Origin of the sequence: Sphingomonas parapaucimobilis NBRC 15100 (assembly GCF_000787715.1) — a bacterium.
Lineage (GTDB): Bacteria > Pseudomonadota > Alphaproteobacteria > Sphingomonadales > Sphingomonadaceae > Sphingomonas > Sphingomonas parapaucimobilis.
Window position 1 is genome coordinate 54,336 of sequence record NZ_BBPI01000073.1, and the last position, 17,679, is coordinate 72,014.

A 17,679-nucleotide genomic window follows, 5' to 3' on the forward strand; every position below is an offset into this window, starting at 1 on the left:
ACTTATGGATTCAGCCATAGCGTTCGGGGAAGCGGTGCATGGCGCGATGGCGGTCACGTCAACGTCTTCGCGGTGGCGGCCTTCGCCGATTGGCACCCGGCGGTGCGCCAGATGGTCGCGGCGGGGCGGCATCGCCTTCATGTGCATCGGCATTGCATTGATGGTGGAGCGGGTCTGACGCCACCAACGGGCGGGGGGCGAGATACTCGCCGCCCGCTTTCGCTGTCGGCAACCGCATGGTCCATGGCGGCGACATCATGGAGGCGTGTCGCGACGAACCCTTCCCGCCGGGAAAGGGCTCGCCCCGACACGGAACAGGCGCTTAGGGAGCAGCCCTTGGCCCATCAGCGCGGTGCGGGCGCGGTGCGGGCCATCGGCTGCACCGGGCGGCCGCCGTTCAGGTCCGCAGCGTTATTGGCGTCGGTCGGTGTCGGCTGGACCATGGCGCGCATCTGCCACTGATATTTGTCGATGGCGTGCTGGACCTCCTGCAACAGGTTGGAGGTCGTGGGATCGCCGTCCTCGCTGGCCTTGATGCCCTGGCCGATCTCGTCGCTGACCACGCGGTAGTTGGCCGCGAACCAGCCGATCACCTGCGCATCGTCGATGAAGCCGCCCGGCATCTCGGGGACGCGGCTGGTGCGGACGATGGTGTTGGCGCGGCCGTCGGCCGACGCCCCGATGGCAAGCAGCCGCTCGGCCACCTCGTCGGCATATTTGGCGACACCGTCATGATGGTCCTGCAACAGCTCGTGCAGAGGGTAGAACAGCGTGCCCGACACGTTCCAATGCGCCTGCTTCGTCTGGAGCTGAAGCTGCTGGAGTTCGATCAGCGTCTGCTGGAGCGCCATGATCGAGGCACGCTGCGCCTCGCCCTGCGGGCCGCCATGCGGCTGGCTGGACAGGCTGTTCTGCGGAAATCCGTTGCCCGTCTGGATGTCGTTGGTCTGGGCGAAAGCGGGCGCGGCAAAGAGGCACGCGACCAGCGCGAGCGAAGCGTAACGCATCGTTCCTGTTCCTTCGATAAAGGGACTCAGCCGGGGGAAATAGAGTTCGGCTCAGGCCGTCAGTCGGCGGACGGTGAACGCGACCCTCGGAAGAGGGTTCTATAAATTTATGTTTATTTTCCCGCGCCGGGGCAGATGATCGACACCGCACTGCCCGGCGCCGCAAAGGCAAGGCCGAAGCCGTGGAGATCGGCGATCGCCTTGACCAGCGGCAGGCCCAGCCCCACCCCCGGCTGATCGGCGCGGCCGCGATAAAAGCGTTGCAGCACCAGCGCGCGCTCGGCCGGGGGCACGCCGATACCGTCATCGGCGACCCTCAGCACGATGTCGCGCCCCTGCATCCCCAGGGTGACGCGCACCGCGCCGCCGACCGGCCCGAACTTCATCGCATTGTCGATCAGGTTGGACACCGCCTCGATCAAAAGGCTGGCATCGCCATCGACCGGCGGCACCGGTTCGATGGCATAGGACAGGGTGATGCCGCGATCCTCCGCGGTCGGGTGGTGCAGGTCGCAGGCATCCTCGACCAGCCGGGCCAGATCGACGGGCGCGAAGCGGCTGCGGCGGGCATGATCCTCCAGTTCGCGGATACGCAGCAGCGCGGCGATGATGCCCAGCAGCTTGTCGACATCGGCCAGCGTCGCCTCGGCGGTCGCGGCAAAGGCGGCGCGGTCGATATCGTCGCGCATCCCCCGCTCTACCCGTGCGCGCAGCCGCGTCAGGGGCGTGCGAAGCTGGTGCGCGATATCGTCGCCGATCCCTCGCATGTCGGCGACCAGCAGTTGCAGCCGGTCGAGCATCAGGTTGATGTCGGCGCACAACAGCCCGAAGCTGTCGGGATCGCGCGGCACGGGAAGACGCTGCGACAGATCGCCTGACAGGATGCGCTCGGTCAGGCGGCGGACCGCGTCGACCTGCCGCGCCGCGCGCCGCCCGGCGATCAGCCCGAAGACCAGCGCCATCAGGATGCCCGGCACCAGCCCGACCAGCAGCGACTGGCCGACCAGCCGCATCGAAGCCTCCGTATCGTCCAGATCGACGCCGACCAGCAGGAGGGTGCCGTCGCCCATCGGGCATAGCTGGACCCGCGCCTCGTCACTATGCTTGCCGGGCAGTTCGGTCGGCGCGATCGAGGCGACGAACGGGGCGGCGGGCGGCGGGCCGGGCGGCAGGCGCGCGACATTGCCCGCGATCCGCCGTCCGTTCGCATCAAACAGCGCCAGGAACAGGTCGCGGTGCAGGTCGCGGTCCAGCTTCTCGCGCAGTTCCTCGGGCCGCTCCTCCGTTGGGGTCAGGCGGAAGAAGGTGCAGTCGTCGCTCAGCTGATGCTCGATCTCGCGCCGGTGATTGTCGTCGACCAGCACCCAGAACACCGCCGCCAGCGCCAGCGATTGCAGGACGAGCATCGCCGCCAGCGCGCTGCCCCAGCGCCAGGTCGCCCGCGCGCGCGGATCAGTGGGGAAGATCGAAGACATAGCCCTGCCCCCGCACATTGCGGATCAGCTGCGCCTCACCCTCGCCGTCCACCTTGCGGCGCAGGCGGCCCATATGGACGTCGACGACATTGGTATTGGGCTCGAAACTATAACCCCAGACATCCTGGAGCAGCATCGAGCGGGTGATGATCCGCCCCGGTCGACGCACCATATAATCGAGCAGCTTCAACTCGCGCGGCAACAGTTCCAGGTCGCGTCCGGCGCGGGTGGCGCTGCCCGCCAGCAGGTCGAGGTCGACCGGCCCCGCGATCAGCCGCGTCTCGCGCGTGTCGTTGGGGCGGCGCAGCAGCGCCTCGACCCGCGCGATCAGTTCGACCAGCGCGAACGGCTTGGGCAGATAATCGTCGCCCCCCGCGCGCAGGCCGCGCACCCGGTCGTCCAGGCTGCCGAGCGCGCTCAGCACCAAGGCGGGTGTGCGCCGCCCCCGCCCCCGCAGATCGGACAGCAGATCCAGCCCCTCGCCATCGGGCAATTGCCGGTCGAGGATCAACAGGTCGAAATCCAATTCCTCGACGAGGCTGGCGGCCGAGGCGAGACTGCCGACATGGCAAACCTCATGCCCGGCGGCGACCAGCTCCAGCCGGATCTCCGCCGCAGTTCCTGCATCATCCTCGATCACCAATATTCGCGTCATGGCGGCGTGATCGCAACAGAGGCGCGGCGGCGTCAATGAAATTACGATTTAGTATTGATAGTCATTACAAGCAAAGAGCCATCGATGATCGGGAGCACCGGTATCGCTCATGTCTAAATCGCTATTTAGTCGACGGCTTGCGGGAAACGCGTCTAGCGCTGCATCATCGAATACCGCGCAGAGGATGACATGCGGATCACGGCTTTGGCAGGACTGGCGGCGATGGTTGTGGCCGCGCCCGCAACGGCGCAGCAGCAGGCGATGACGCTGGACGCGCTGGTCCAGAACGTCATCGCGGGCAATCCCGAGCGCCAATTCTACCAGCGCCAGATCGAGACGGCGGGCGTCGAGCGCGAGGCGGCGGGCCGCTGGGCCGACCCCGAAGCGGTGGTCGAGTTCGGCCAGCGGCGCGCGCAGGACCGGACCAGCGGCGCGGTCACCGGCGAGGGGCTGACCTATGCCGTGTCGGTCGTGCAGCCGATCGAGTTCGGCGGGCGCATCGCGCTGCGCCGCGCGATCGCCGACGGGCAGGTCGGGCTGGCGCGGATCGGGTTGCAGCAATTCGACGCAACGCTGGCCGCGCGCGCCCGTTCGCTCGGCTACGGCCTGTTCGCGGCGGACGAGAAGGCGGCCGCCGCGCGCGAGGTCGCCGGGCGGATGCGGACGCTGGCCCGTGTGATCGTGGCACGCGATCCGGCCGGACCCTCGCCGCAGCTGGAAGCCGCCTCGCTCCAGGCCAGCGCGATCAGCGCCGAGCGGACGGCGGCGACGGCCGATGCCGAGGCCAATTCGATCCTCTACGAACTCAACCAGCTGCGCGGCGCGCCCTTTGCCGCGCGCATCCGCATCGTGCGGCCCGACATGGCGCTGCCCGCCCTCCCCTCGGGCCAGCTGCTGGCCGACCGGGCGGGCGAAAATAATTTCGAGCTGAAGGCGCTTCGCGCGCAATTCGCCCAGCAGGGGCTTCGCGTCGACCTCGCCCGCAAGGCGCGTATCCCGACGGTCAGCGTCGGCCCCTATTATGACCGCGCCCGCTCGGACATTCGCGAGACGAATTACGGCGTCCGCATGTCCACCTCCATCCCGCTGTGGAACCGCCAGGCGGGCGATGTCGCGGTCGAGCAGGGCAAGCAGGCCCAGGCCAATGCGACCCTGATCAACGCCGAGCGCCGGATCGCGCGCGACGTGTTCGACCAGGCCGCGCAATATGAGGCCAAGCGCGAGGTGCTGGCCAAATGGGATGCCAACTCGCCGCAGCGTTTCGCGCAGGCCGCCGCCGATGCCGACCGCAACTATCGCCTCGGCGCGATCCCGCTGACCACCTATACCCAGATCCAGCAATCCTATGTCGAGGCGGTGAACGCCGTGCTCGACACGCGGCGCGAGGCGCTGGAGGCGCTGCTCCAGCTGCGCGCGCTCAACGGCGGGGCGGCGCTCGCCCGATGAAGCGCTGGCTCGATCTCGTCACCCGCCACCGGCTGGGCGTCGCGCTGGTCGCCGCACTGATCGCGGCGATCGGGCTGTGGTCCTTCGCCAGTCTCCAGATCGACGCCATCCCCGACATCACCGGGGTTCAGGTGCAGATCAACACCACGGTCCCGGCGCTGGCGCCCGAGGAGATCGAGCGGCTGGTGACCCTGCCCATCGAACGCGCCATGGGCGGCCAGCCGGGGCTGGACCAGACGCGCTCACTGACCAAGACCGGGCTGAGCCAGGTGACGCTTCTCTACAAGGACGGCACCGACCAGCTGAAGGCGCGCCAGCTCGTCACCGAGCGGCTGGCGGCGGTGCGTGACCAGTTGCCCGCGGGCAGCACGCCGCAGCTGGCGCCGATCACCACCGGGCTGGGCGAGATCTTCTACTATACGCTAGAATGGCAAAAGCCGCCGCCGGGGCTGAACCCGCAAGCCCAGCTGATGGCGCTGTACGAGGCGCAGGAATATACCGTGCGGCCGATGCTACGCGCCGTGGCGGGGGTCGCCGACGTCAATTCCAATGGCGGGCTGGAGGAGCAATATGTCGTCGAGCCCGATCCGGTCCGGCTGACGTTGCACGGCGTCACCGCGGGCGAGCTGGCCGCGGCGGTCGCCCGGAATGTCGAGAATGCGGGCGGCGGCATCATCCGGCGCGGGGCGGAACGCTTCACCGTGCGCACCGATGCCCGCGTGATGACCGCTGAGCAGATCGCCGCCATCCCGGTCAAGTTCGCCGGCGGCGTCCTGCCGCTGCAGGTGCGCGATCTCGCCAAGGTCGTCACGGGTGCCGCCCCGCGTCAGGGTGCCGCGACCCAGAATGGCCGCGAGACGGTGCTGGGCACGGTCATGATGCTGGTGGGGCAGAACAGCCGCGAGACCGCACTGCGCGTACAGGGTGCGCTGCCCGACATCTCGGCCGCGCTGCCCAAGGGCATGGTGATCGACCGGCAATATAGGCGCGCCGATCTGGTCGATCAGACGATCCACACGGTCGAGCGCAATCTGGGCGAAGGCGCGCTGCTGGTCGCGATCGTCCTGCTGTTCGTGATGGGCAACTGGCGCGCCGCGCTGATCGTGGCGCTGGTCATCCCACTCGCATTCCTCGTGACGGTCAGCGGGATGCACGCCATCGGGCTGTCGGGCAATCTGATGAGCCTGGGCGCACTCGACTTCGGGTTGATCGTCGATGGCGCGATCGTGGTGGTCGAGAACAGCCTGCGCCTGCTGGCCCTGCGCCGCGCCGAAAAGGGCGAGGAGCTGACCCCGGACGAGCGACGCGACACGGTGGCCCATGCCGCCCGCATGGTCGCGCGGCCGACCTTTTTCGGGATCGCGATCATCGCCCTGGTCTATGTCCCCGTGCTCAGCCTGGGCGGGGTCGAGGGCAAGCTGTTCCAGCCCATGGCGCAGGCGGTGATTCTGGCGATCGTCGCGGGGCTGCTCTGGACCTTCACCATCGTACCGATGCTCTCGGCCTGGGCGTTGCGCACACCCGGCCGCCCGCATGGCGAGGATGCACCCAAGGGCTTCGTCGCGGTGGCCGCGCGGGTCTATACCCCGGTGCTGGAACGCTCGCTGCGTCACCCGGCGCTCCTCGTCATCGGGGCGCTGATGCTGCTGGTGGCGGCATTCCTCGCCTTCAAGACGCTGGGCTCGCAATTCACGCCGCAGCTGGACGAGGGGGCGATCACCGCCATGGTCTATCGCCCGGTCGGCATGTCGCTGGAACAAAGCCTCGCGATCGAGCAGGCGACCGAGCGCGCCATCCGCCGCGCCTATCCCCAGGTCAGCCATACCTTCTCGCGCATCGGCACCAGCGAGGTTGCGACCGACCCGATGCCGCCCAACGAGAATGACCTCTATATCTTCTACAAGCCGATCAAGGACTGGCCGACCGGCGAAGGGCGCCCACGCACCAAACAGGAACTGATCGCCGGGATCGAGAAGGTCGCGCATCAGGTCTATAAGGGCCAGAATTTCGCGTTCGCCCAGCCCATCGAAATGCGCTTCAACGAGATGCTGGAGGGCGTGCGCGCCGACGTCTCGGTCAAGATCTACGGCGACGATTACGACGTGCTGGAACGTGCCGCCGGACAGGCCAAGGCGATCCTCGAAAAGCTGCCCGGCACCGAGGGTGTCGAGTTCGAGACGGCGGGGCGGCCCAAGAGCATCGTGGTCGAGCTGGACCGCGCCGCGCTGATCCGCCTCAACCTCGGCGCACAGGCTGTCAACGACGCGATCCGGGATGCGCTGGCCGGGGCAGAGGTCGGCTTCATCCCGCACGGCCCCGCACGCCACGCCATCGTGATCCGTATGCCCGATTCGCTGCGCGCCGATCCGGCGGCGATCCTGGCCCTGCCCTTGCGCGTCGGCGAATACGGCATGGTGCCGCTGTCCCGCGTCGCCCGGCTGAAGGAAACGCGCATCGTCGAGCCGATCCTGCACGACGACACCAATCGCCGCGCCGCGCTGATGGTCAATCTGTCGACCAGCGACCTGGCGGGCTATGTCCAGCGCGCCCAGGCCGCGATCGATGGACAGGTCAAGCTGCCGCCGGGCTATCGCATCGCATTCGGCGGGCAATATCACCAGCTGGAGGCCGCGCAGAAACGCCTGTCGATCGTCGTGCCCGCCGCGCTGATCCTGATCTTCGCACTCGTCTATGCCGCGCTGGGCAGCGTGCGGGAGGCCGCGATCGTCTATACCGGCATCCCGTTCGCGATGACCGGCGGCGTGCTGGCGCTATGGTTGCGCGGCATGCCCTTTTCGATCACCGCGGCGATCGGCTTCATCGCGCTGTCGGGCATCGCGATGCTCAACGGGCTGGTACTGATCGACCATATCAACGCGCTTCGCGACGGGCGCGAGGGCGACCCCCTGCCAGCCGAGGACGCCGTGCGGCGCGGCGCGCACGACCGGCTGCGCCCCGTCCTTTCGACTGCGCTGGTGGCGTCGGTCGGCTTTATCCCCATGGCGATCGCCACCGGCCAGGGTGCGGAGGTGCAACGGCCGCTGGCCACCGTGGTGATCGGCGGAATCATCACCTCGACGATCCTGACGCTGGTGCTGCTGCCCAGCCTCTATGCGTGGGTCGAACGTCGCCGCCGCCCTGTATGGCGTGAAGCGGTTCCCGCCTGAGCCGGCGCACTGGCCTCGACCGCCTGGCGGGCGGCGGCGCTCCTGTAGGCGGGCAGGTTGTCGAGGATCACGACTTCGCCGGGTTTGAGCGTCGGAGCGATACGGGCTGCGAACCACGCCCCGGTCATGGGGCCGTCGCTGCCCATGCAGGCCGTGTCGGGGGCAAAGGCACCATGCCGCGCTCCGTTTCGAGCGTCCGTCCAGGCGGCGTCGCAAGCCTGGTGGACGGCGCACCAAAAGAGATGACCGATCCGATCTCGCTGCGCGCAAGCCCTGCCATTCTGCGCGACATGGACGTCGGTTCGCGCGAGATGTTTGCGGCGATGGAGCGCGTCGGCGTTGCGCTTCCTGTTCGGCATGACGCTCCACCTGCCGGACCTGTCGCACAAACGGGTGAGGGCACCACGGCCCTGGGCAGCAATTACCAGGCATCAACCACTGGGCCGCGCCCGTTATGGCCTATCGCGTCGGCCAGCAACTTCCCTTGGCCGCAAGCATAGGGCAAGGCTGCCAAGGAAAGGTCGGATTGTCAGGCATTCGGCATCATATTGCCCAATGGCCGCCAGAAGGAGGAACAGGGCTGGCCGATCAGGCTGATCACCATTCCTTCCGGACGTTCGGGTCCCAGGAAAGAATGGTGGGCGCGACAGGGATTGAACCTGTGACCCCACCCGTGTGAAGGGTGTGCTCTACCGCTGAGCTACGCGCCCGTAACCGGGAGACGGGCCTTTAGGCGGCGATCCGCCGCCTGTCCAGCCCAAAATTTCGGATTAGTTGACCGAGTCCTTCAACAGCTTGCCCGGCTTGAACTTGGGCTGCGACGAGGCCTTGATGGTCATCGGCTCGCCGGTGCGCGGGTTGCGGCCGGTCGAGGCCTTGCGCTTGGAAACCGAGAAAGTCCCGAAGCCGACGAGGCGGACTTCATCGCCCTTCTTCAGGGCCGCGGTGATCGACTCAAACACGGCATCGACCGCCTTGACCGCATCGCCGCGGGCCAGGCCCGAGGAGTCGGCGACGGTAGCGATCAGCTCCTGCTTGTTCATTCCATAACCCCCTATGATTTCATCGAGAAAACGACACGGGACTCGGTGCCGCCCAAATATTAAAGCAACGATAATGACGCGGCAGGCGGTGCTGTCAAACCCCGCCCTTATCCCCCATCCTTACCCAAAGCGAAGCATGGCGCAAACAGAAGCACATGTCATCATCATGACATCGTTTGAAAAAGGCCGCCGATCCTTCGACCGGCGGCCCTGCCCTTGCGACGATCAGTGGTGGCGTTCGCCGCCCACCGCCGGGATCGCAGCGGGCGGCAGCGCCGCCAGCTCGTCCGCATCGGTCCAGTCGATCGCCTCCAGCGGCTCGACCAGCGCCAGGCGAAGCACCTCATCGACATGCGCGACCGGCACGATCTTCAGCCCGTTCAGGATGTTGGCGGGGATGTCCGCCAGATCCTTCTCATTCTCCTGCGGGATGAGCACGGTGGTGATGCCGCCACGCAGCGCCGCCAGCAGCTTTTCCTTCAGGCCGCCGATCGGCAGCACGCGGCCGCGCAGCGTGACCTCGCCGGTCATCGCCACATCCTTGCGCACCGCGATGCCGGTCAGCGTCGACACGATCGAGGTGACGAGGCCGATGCCCGCCGACGGACCATCCTTGGGCACCGCGCCCTCGGGCAGGTGGATATGGATATCCTTGCGGTGGAACAGCGACGGCTTGATTCCGAAGCTCGGGCTGCGCGCCTGAACGAAGCTGAAGGCAGCCTGCACCGATTCCTTCATCACATCGCCCAGCTTGCCGGTGGTCTTCACCTGCCCCTTGCCCGGCACCGTCACGGATTCGATGGTCAGCAGTTCGCCGCCCACTTCGGTCCATGCCAGACCCGTGACCGCGCCGATCTGATCCTCCTGCTCGGACAGGCCGTGGCGATATTTCTGGACGCCCGCAAACTCGTGCAGGTTTTCCGGCGTGATCGTCACCGACGTCGCCTTGCCCTCCAGGATCTGGCGCAGCGCCTTGCGCGCCAGACGGGCGATCTCACGCTCCAGCGTGCGGACGCCCGCCTCGCGGGTGTAGCGCTGGATCAGGGCGCGCAGGCCTTCCTGGGTCAGCGTGAACTCGCCGTCCTTCAGGCCATGCGTCTCGACCTGCTTGGCGACCAGATGACGCTCGGCGATCTCGACTTTCTCGTCCTCGGTATAACCCTCCAGACGGATGATCTCCATGCGGTCGAGCAGCGGCTGCGGCAGGTTCAGCGTGTTTGCGGTACACACGAACATCACGTCCGAGAGGTCGATATCGATCTCCAGATAGTGATCGTTGAACTTGGCGTTCTGCTCGGGGTCGAGCACCTCCAGCAGCGCCGAGGCAGGGTCACCCCGGAAATCCTGACCCAGCTTGTCGATCTCATCGAGCAGGAACAGCGGATTGGACGTGCCGGCCTTTTTCAGGTTGGTCACGATCTTGCCCGGCAGCGAGCCGATATAGGTACGACGATGGCCACGAATCTCGGCCTCGTCGCGCACGCCGCCCAGCGACTGGCGAATGAACTCGCGCCCGCACGCCTTGGCGATCGACTGGCCCAGCGAGGTCTTGCCGACGCCCGGCGGGCCGACGAGGCACAGGATCGGCCCCTTCAGCTTGTTGGTGCGCGCCTGAACGCCCAGATACTCGACGATCCGGTCCTTCACCTTTTCCAGCGCATAATGATCCTGATCCAGGATCGCCTGAGCGGCGGCGATGTCCTTCTTGACCTTGGACTTCTTGCCCCAGGGCAGGCCCAGCAGCACGTCGAGATAGTTGCGCACGACCGTCGCCTCGGCGCTCATCGGCGCCATGGTCTTCAGCTTCTTCAGCTCGGCGGTCGCCTTGGTGCGCGCTTCCTTGGACAGCTTGAGCGTCGCGATCTTCTGGGTCAGCTCGGCGATCTCGTCGCCGTCGCCGTCCTCGCTCTCATTGCCCAGCTCGCGCTGGATCGCCTTGAGCTGCTCGTTGAGATAATATTCGCGCTGCGTCTTCTCCATCTGGCGCTTGACGCGGCTCTTGATCTTCTTCTCGACCTGCAGGACGCCGAGTTCGCCTTCCATCAGGGCATAGGCCATCTCCAGCCGCTTGGCCGGATCGGTTTCCACCAAAAGCGCCTGCTTGTCTGCCACCTTGACCGAGATGTTGGCGGCAACCGCATCGGCCAGCTGCGAGGCGTCCTCGATCTCGGCCAGCTGCACCGCGGTCTCGGCGGGCAGCTTGCGGTTGAGCTTCGCGTAATTCTCGAACTGGTCGACCACCGAGCGCATCAGCGCCGCGACCTGCGCCTTGACGTCATGCTCCTGCTCTTCGAGCGCGGTTTCGTCCGCCTCGACCACGGTCGTGTCGATGGTGGATGTCAGGTGGGGACCTGACTCGTCCAGTTCGACCAGGCGGCCGCGCGTCTTGCCCTCGACCAGCACGCGGACGGTGCCGTCGGGCAGCTTGAGCAGTTGCAGGACGCTGGCGGTCACGCCGATCTCGTACAGGTCCTCGCGCGAGGGATCGTCCTCGGCGGGATCGAGCTGGGCGACCAGGAAGATTTCCTTGTCCGCCGCCATCGCCGCTTCCAGTGCCGCGACCGATTTGTCGCGGCCGACGAACAGGGGCACGATCATGTGCGGGAAGACGACGATGTCACGCAGCGGGAGGACGGGATAGGTCTGGTTCATGCAAACTCCGGTCGGCCCCGACCGGGGCCTCTTCGCCTCTATATATGGGGAGGGTTGCCGATCCATCAATTCCCGCTGCGACAAGACGCTGCGGCACGGCTTGCCAAGCCGCAGCGCTTGGGCGAAACCATGGGCCATGGATCGTATACGGAACGCCGCACTCGCGCTGCTCGCCTCTTCGTTTCTCTGCGCCGCCCCGGCCATTGCCCAAACGGCCAAGGCGCTTCCGGGCAAGGGTGAGCCGCCGCTGACGGCGCAGACCATGATCTCCGGCGGTGTGCGTCCGCCCGAACAGCGCGCCGTCCGCTTCGACCGCGCCGACCTGTCGTTCGAGGTGCTGCCCGATACACGGGAGTTGAACGGCATCGCGGTGCTGGACTTTACCGCAACGGCGCCGCTGGCACGGCTGGTGATCGATCTCGACAAGAACCTGCCGGTCAAGGCGATCGCGATCGACGGCAAGCCGCTGTCGCCCGCACGGTGGAGCAATCCGCAAGGGCAGCTGGTCGTCACCCTGCCCCGCCCGCTCAAGGCCGGGCAAAAGGTGAGCGCGAAGATCACCTATGGCGGCACGCCGCATGTCGCGGTGCGTGCGCCCTGGGATACCGGCGTCGTCTGGGCCAGGACGCCGGACGGCCGTCCCTGGTTCGCGACCACGACGCAAGGCTATGGCTGCGACCTGTTCTGGCCGTGCCTCGACTATCCGATGGGCGAGCCGGGGGTGGTGACGCTGCACATCACGGTCCCCAAGGGGTTGAAGGCGCCGTCCAACGGCGTGCTGCTGGGTGTCGATACACTGCCTGACGGGCGCACCCGCTGGAACTGGCGGACCAAGCATCCCAACACCTATGCCATCGCGCTGAACGTCGGCCCCTATGAGGTGGTCGAGGGCAAGTATAAGAGCCGCTTCGGCAACACGATCCCGATGTTCTACTGGTATCTGCCCGGCGAAAAGGAAAAGGCGGAAGGCCTGTTCGCCGAGTTCGCGCCGACGCTGGACTTCTTCGAATCGACGGTCGGTCCCTTCCCCTTCGGCGACGAGAAGCTGGGCGTGGTCGAAACCCCGCACAAGGGCATGGAGCACCAGACGATCAACGCGTACGGCAATGAGTACGCCAAGGCACCGGAAGGGTTCGACTGGCTGTTCCAGCATGAGTTCAGCCATGAATGGTTCGGCAACCAGCTGACCAATGTCGACTGGGACGATTTCTGGCTGCACGAAGGCTATGGCAGCTACATGCAGCCCTCTTACGGCCGCTGGCGCGAGGGCGAGGCCCGCTACGCGGTGATGATGGACGCGCAACGCGGGCAGATCGCCAACAAGGCCCCCATCGTCCACGACCGCAGCATGACCGAGCAGGATGTCTATGAAGAGGCCAAGGGCGGCCCCGGTCTGGACATCTATATGAAGGGCTCGTGGATGCTCCACACCCTGCGCAATCTGATCGGAGACAAGGCGTTCTGGGACGTGACGCGGCTGGCGGTCTATGGCCGTACCGATCCGAAGCCGGGCAATTTCGCGCCCCGTTATGGCTCGACGAAAGAATATGAGGGGTTCGTCCGACAGGTCACGGGCAAGGATTATGGCTGGTTCTTCAACGTCTATCTGCGCCAGGCGGCGCTGCCCGAGATCGTCGAGACGCGGGTCGGCGACCAGCTGACCCTGACATGGAAGGTGCCGGGCGGCGGCCCCTTCCCGCTGCCGGTCGAGGTGCAGGTCGGCGACAAGGTGGAGACGCTGCCGATGACGGACGGCACCGGCACGCTGACCGTTCCGGCCGATGCGCATGTGGTCATCGACCCCTGGGCGAAGGTGCTGAAGCGCTCGGTGGCGATCGAGCAGTTCCGGGCGTGGAAGGCGGATCAGATGGCGAAGAAGAAGCCCAATTAACGGTCATCCCATTCCCTACCTCCGTTCGCACTGAGCGAAGTCGAAGTGCATGCCCAGACCACTGGTCTTGGCGGCGTTCATCTCGTGGCCTTCGACTTCCCTCAGGCTGAACGGAGGGTGGGGTTCGGGTAACCGGTATCTGCCGAACGGAGCGAGGTCTTACGGCACCACCGTCACGAACAGGTACGCGGCGAAGATCACCAGATGGACCGCGCCGCCCAGCACCGTCGTCCGGCCATTGCCCAGCGTCAGCGTGATGGTGAACAGCGACAGGACCAGCAGGATCATCTGCTTGGCCCCGATCCCCAGCGCCAGCGGCAGGCCGAGCATCAGCGACACGATCGCCACCGCCGGAATGGTCAGCCCGATGGTCGCCAGCGCCGAGCCGAGTGCGAGGTTGAGGCTGGTCTGGAGCCGGTTACGCTTGGCCGCGCGGTACGCCGCCAGGCTCTCCGGCGCGAGGACCAGCGCGGCGATCACCACGCCAACGATCGCGAGCGGCAACCCCGCCCCCAGGATCGCCGCCTCGACGATCCCCGAAAGCCCCTTGGCCAGCAGCACGACGCCGACCAGCGCGACCAGCAGCATCCCCAGCGCCGCCCAGGCCGCCGCATTGCTCGGCGGCTCGGCATGGGCGTCGGCGGGCATATCCTCGTCGGCGGGCAGGAAATAGTCGCGGTGGCGCACCGTCTGCACCATGACGAACGTGCCGTAGAGGATGACGCTGACGATCGCGACGAAGATCAGCTGCGACGTCGCATAGGTCGGCCCCGGTGCGGACGAGACGTAATTGGGCAGTACCAGCGACAGCACCACCATCGCGGTCAGCACATTGAGCGACGAACTCGCACCCCGCAGTGAAAAGCGCTGTTCGCCATGCTGGAATCCCCCGGCCAGCAGGCACAGCCCGACGATACCGTTCAGGATGATCATGATCGCCGCGAACACCGTGTCGCGCGCGAGACTCGAGGCGTCGCCCGCGTCGGACAGCATCAGGCTGACGATCAGCGACACCTCGATCACCGTGACCGCAACCGCCAGGACCAATGTGCCGAAGGGTTCGCCGACCCGGTGGGCGACGACCTCCGCCTGATGCACCGCCGACAATACGCAGCCGAACAGGATGATCGCCGCCGCCACGACTCCGGCCGTGCCCATCCCGTAGAGCGATACCGCGATGGCGAGCAGCCCCAGGATCGGGAACACCAGGGTCCACCACGGCATCAACAGGCGCTGAAGCAGTGCGCGCTTCTGTCCGGCGGTCACGATGGCGTCGGTGTCGCTCATGGCTGGTCTGGCTTCCTTGTCATGACATGGAATGATGACATCCCTGTCATGCCAATGCGCCAAACGCCCTGTTGGCTCCCGAAGCGCCCAAATTCGTTGCGATCGGGGAATAACCATCCGTCCCCCTCCCCCGCTGGCGATGGCGGGAGGGGTGAGGACAAAGGTGGCTTAGCCCGCCTCGTTCTCCACCCGATACCGGAGCCAAAGCTCGCCACCCGCCAGCACCTCGTGATGCGTCAGGGTCAGCCCGGTCAGGGGCGCAGCCCTATCCGCATTCTCCTCGCCCGAATGAAACAGGCTGGGCGCGCCCGCTGCACCGTCGATAGCGGGGCAGAGCGCCATGCTGATCTCATCGATCAATCCGGCGCGCAGCAATTCGCCATTGGCCGTGCCGCCGCCTTCGACCAGTAGCGTCTCGACGCCCAGCTCGCGATTCAGGATTTCGGGTACGACGCGCAGGTCGATCGCGTCCGGTCCGGCAAAGATATAGGACACGCCATCGCTCCGAAGACCGGCAAGATGCGAGTCCGACACCGCCTCGGCCAGGACGACGACGATCGGATCGCCGCCGATATCGCCCCGGCCCCAGACGATCTTGCCCTGCTCGTCCAGCACCACGCCGAATGCGTCGGCCTCACGACGCGCGAACCAGTTTTCGCGCGGGAAGGTTTCTTCCGTTTCGGGATAGCGATCGCCCTTGGCGAATCCCTGCCCGGTCACACGCCCGACGATCCAGGCGTCCCCGCCGATCCGGTCGTGCAGATCCTCGAACAGATCGCCGGGCTTATAGCTCTCGGGCCGCCAACGGCTTTGCAGGATACGCCCGTCCAGGCTGCAAATCATGTGGCAGATCATATGGGGTTTCATCGCTGCGTCTCCTGTTCGGAGCGGCAACGCGTGGGATGAAGCCAATATCCTCCCCGGCACGGGGAGGTGGCAGCGCTTCAGCGCTGAAGGAGGGGGGCTTGCCTCATAGGACATTCCTAGCCGCACGCCCCCTCCACCATCGCTATGCGATGCTCCCCCTCCCCGTGCCGGGGAGGATCAGCCGCCGACCGGCCGGATCATCGACCAGAAGCGCGGGCCGCCGCCGGGCACCGACCATTCGCCGGTCAGTTCGAACCCCAGCCGCGCATAAAGCCCGACATTGCCCTCGGTCGCCGTCTCCAGATAGGCGGGCATAGCGTCCGCATCGCACCGGGCCAGCCCCGCCCGGATCGACGCGCCGCCCAGCCCGCGCCCCTGCCGCGCTGGATCGACACCGGCGATGTGCAGATACCAGAAGGGTTTGTTCGGAAACTGCGCCTCGATCGCATCGCCCAGTCGCATGGCGCGCGGCAGCGACGCCCCCAAGGCATGCAATACCGGGATCAGCCGCCGGATATAAGCGGCCATAGGCACATGCGCCTGTCCCGGCGGCCGCCAGAAGGTCCCGGCATCGGCATCCTGGCTGACCAGCCGCATTCCTACCGCATCGCTGTCGAACAGCAGCGCGAACAGGCGCGGCAGCCGTTTCGCCCGGTCGGCGGCATCGGGGAAGATGTAGGACATGGCCGGATCGTCGGCAAAGGCGCGGCCCAGCATCGTCGCCACCGCCGCACGGTCACCCGCCCCCGCCTCACGGATCGTCACCATCGCATTCCTCATGTAGAAACGGGCGCCTCCCAAGGGGAAGCGCCCGCCATCCATTCACAACGTCGCGAAGCCGATCAGGCCGCCGCGCCGTCCGTCTTCTTGGCCTTTTCGGCATAGACGCGGATCGGTTCCTTGCGGCCCTCGACCACGTCCTTGTCGACCATCACCTCGTCGACGCCGTCCATGCCAGGCAGGTCGAACATGGTGTCGAGCAATATGCCCTCCAGGATCGAGCGAAGCCCGCGCGCTCCGGTCTTGCGCTCGATCGCCTTCTTGGCGACCGTGGTCAGCGCATCGTCGGTAAAGTCGAGTTCGACATTCTCCATCTCGAACAGCTTCTGATACTGTTTGACCAGCGCATTCTTCGGCTCGGACAGGATCTTGACCAGCGCCGCGATGTCGAGGTCTTCCAGCGTCGCGATGACCGGCAGACGGCCGACGAATTCGGGGATCAGGCCGAACTTGAGCAGATCCTCCGGCTCGGTCTGGCGCAGATATTCACCTGTGCGCTTTTCCTCCGGTGCCGCGACATAGGCACCGAAGCCGATCGACTTGCCCTGCAGACGGTCGCCGATGATCTTTTCCAGACCCGCAAACGCGCCGCCGCAGATGAACAGGATGTTCGTCGTGTCGACCTGCAGGAATTCCTGCTGCGGATGCTTGCGGCCGCCCTGGGGCGGAACGCTGGCGGTCGTGCCCTCCATCAGCTTCAGGAGCGCCTGCTGAACGCCCTCGCCCGACACGTCGCGGGTGATCGAGGGATTCTCGGCCTTGCGGCTGATCTTGTCGATCTCGTCGATATAGACGATGCCGCGCTGCGCGCGCTCGACATTGTAATCCGACGCCTGAAGCAGCTTCAGGATGATGTTCTCGACGTCCTCACCGACATAACCGGCCTCGGTCAGCGTCGTCGCGTCCGCCATGGTGAAGGGCACGTCGAGGATGCGCGCCAGCGTCTGCGCCAGCAGCGTCTTGCCGCACCCCGTAGGGCCGACGAGCAGGATGTTCGACTTGGCGAGTTCGACGTCGGCACCCTTCGCGCCGTGGTTCAGACGCTTGTAATGGTTATGCACCGCGACCGACAGGACACGCTTGGCCTGCTTCTGCCCGATGACATAGTCGTCGAGCACGTTGCAGATTTCCTGCGGCGTCGGCACGCCACCATCCTTCTTGGACACCAAAGCGGACTTGGTCTCCTCACGGATGATGTCGTTGCACAGCTCCACGCACTCGTCGCAAATGAAGACGGTCGGCCCCGCGATCAGCTTGCGCACCTCGTGCTGCGACTTGCCGCAGAACGAGCAATAGAGGGTGCTTTTCGAGTTGCCACCGCTCACCTTGTCCATCAATCACCTCTCGCACCATTGAAGCGGTGCGCTACCGTTGCCGGGGTGCGCATCGTACCGCACCCCTATAAAGTC

12 protein-coding genes and 1 tRNA gene are annotated in these 17,679 nt (G+C 66.3%); 3 read left to right on the top strand and 10 right to left on the bottom strand.

All coding sequences use genetic code 11. From position 1 onward, the window contains the following. Nucleotides 1-344 precede the first annotated feature (344 nt). The 3 genes from SP5_RS13920 to SP5_RS13930 all read right to left on the bottom strand — a co-directional run bounded on the left by SP5_RS13920 (nt 345) and on the right by SP5_RS13930 (nt 3,137). Nucleotides 345-1,007 (bottom strand): Dps family protein, encoded by a 663-nt coding sequence (locus SP5_RS13920; protein ID WP_042489845.1) that lies wholly within the window; start codon nt 1,005-1,007, stop codon nt 345-347. 113 nt (nt 1,008-1,120) lie between these two features. Beyond that, nucleotides 1,121-2,482 carry a sensor histidine kinase gene (locus tag SP5_RS13925; protein ID WP_042489847.1) on the bottom strand — a complete coding sequence of 454 codons (1,362 nt, stop codon included), beginning with the start codon at nt 2,480-2,482 and terminating at the stop codon, nt 1,121-1,123. Next, nucleotides 2,460-3,137: a response regulator transcription factor gene (locus SP5_RS13930; protein WP_042489849.1), complete on the bottom strand. Its 678-nt coding sequence runs from the start codon at nt 3,135-3,137 to the stop codon at nt 2,460-2,462. Before SP5_RS13930 ends, SP5_RS13925 begins: the two co-directional genes overlap by 23 nt. Nucleotides 3,138-3,326: 189 nt before the next feature. On the opposite strand from SP5_RS13930, the gene SP5_RS13935 reads away from it, so the two are divergent. Continuing rightward, complete coding sequence (locus tag SP5_RS13935) at nt 3,327-4,583, top strand: TolC family protein (RefSeq protein WP_042489852.1); 1,257 nt, start codon at nt 3,327-3,329, stop codon at nt 4,581-4,583. Then, entirely contained in the window at nt 4,580-7,750 is a 3,171-nt protein-coding gene (locus SP5_RS13940; RefSeq protein ID WP_042489854.1) for an efflux RND transporter permease subunit, read from the top strand. Before SP5_RS13935 ends, SP5_RS13940 begins: the two co-directional genes overlap by 4 nt. Nucleotides 7,751-8,385: 635 nt before the next feature. Here SP5_RS13940 and SP5_RS13945 read toward each other — a convergent pair. From SP5_RS13945 to lon, 3 genes are all read right to left on the bottom strand, one after another. Continuing rightward, nucleotides 8,386-8,460, bottom strand: a tRNA-Val gene (locus tag SP5_RS13945). 60 nt (nt 8,461-8,520) lie between these two features. Beyond that, on the bottom strand, nt 8,521-8,793 hold the full coding sequence (locus tag SP5_RS13950; RefSeq protein ID WP_042489856.1) for an HU family DNA-binding protein: 273 nt from the start codon (nt 8,791-8,793) through the stop codon (nt 8,521-8,523). Nucleotides 8,794-9,018: 225 nt separating this feature from the next. Next, entirely contained in the window at nt 9,019-11,445 is a 2,427-nt protein-coding gene (lon, locus tag SP5_RS13955; protein ID WP_042489858.1) for an endopeptidase La, read from the bottom strand. Nucleotides 11,446-11,581: 136 nt separating this feature from the next. Here lon and SP5_RS13960 point away from each other — a divergent pair, with 136 nt between their 5' ends. Beyond that, nucleotides 11,582-13,336: a M1 family metallopeptidase gene (locus SP5_RS13960; protein ID WP_245613502.1), complete on the top strand. Its 1,755-nt coding sequence runs from the start codon at nt 11,582-11,584 to the stop codon at nt 13,334-13,336. Between the two features lie 159 nt (nt 13,337-13,495). Here SP5_RS13960 and SP5_RS13965 read toward each other — a convergent pair whose 3' ends face one another. The 4 genes from SP5_RS13965 to clpX form a co-directional block, all read right to left on the bottom strand. Continuing rightward, the gene (locus SP5_RS13965) at nt 13,496-14,623 is read right to left on the bottom strand and encodes a calcium:cation antiporter (RefSeq protein WP_042489860.1); all 1,128 of its coding nucleotides are present in this window, start codon (nt 14,621-14,623) and stop codon (nt 13,496-13,498) included. A gap of 168 nt (nt 14,624-14,791) precedes the next feature. Further along, the gene (locus tag SP5_RS13970) at nt 14,792-15,490 is read right to left on the bottom strand and encodes a RibD family protein (protein ID WP_042489862.1); all 699 of its coding nucleotides are present in this window, start codon (nt 15,488-15,490) and stop codon (nt 14,792-14,794) included. A 177-nt stretch (nt 15,491-15,667) separates the two neighbouring features. Next, on the bottom strand, nt 15,668-16,258 hold the full coding sequence (locus SP5_RS13975; RefSeq protein WP_042489918.1) for a GNAT family N-acetyltransferase: 591 nt from the start codon (nt 16,256-16,258) through the stop codon (nt 15,668-15,670). Between the two features lie 74 nt (nt 16,259-16,332). Further along, the gene (clpX, locus tag SP5_RS13980; protein WP_042489865.1) at nt 16,333-17,604 is read right to left on the bottom strand and encodes an ATP-dependent Clp protease ATP-binding subunit ClpX; all 1,272 of its coding nucleotides are present in this window, start codon (nt 17,602-17,604) and stop codon (nt 16,333-16,335) included. Nucleotides 17,605-17,679 lie beyond the last annotated feature (75 nt).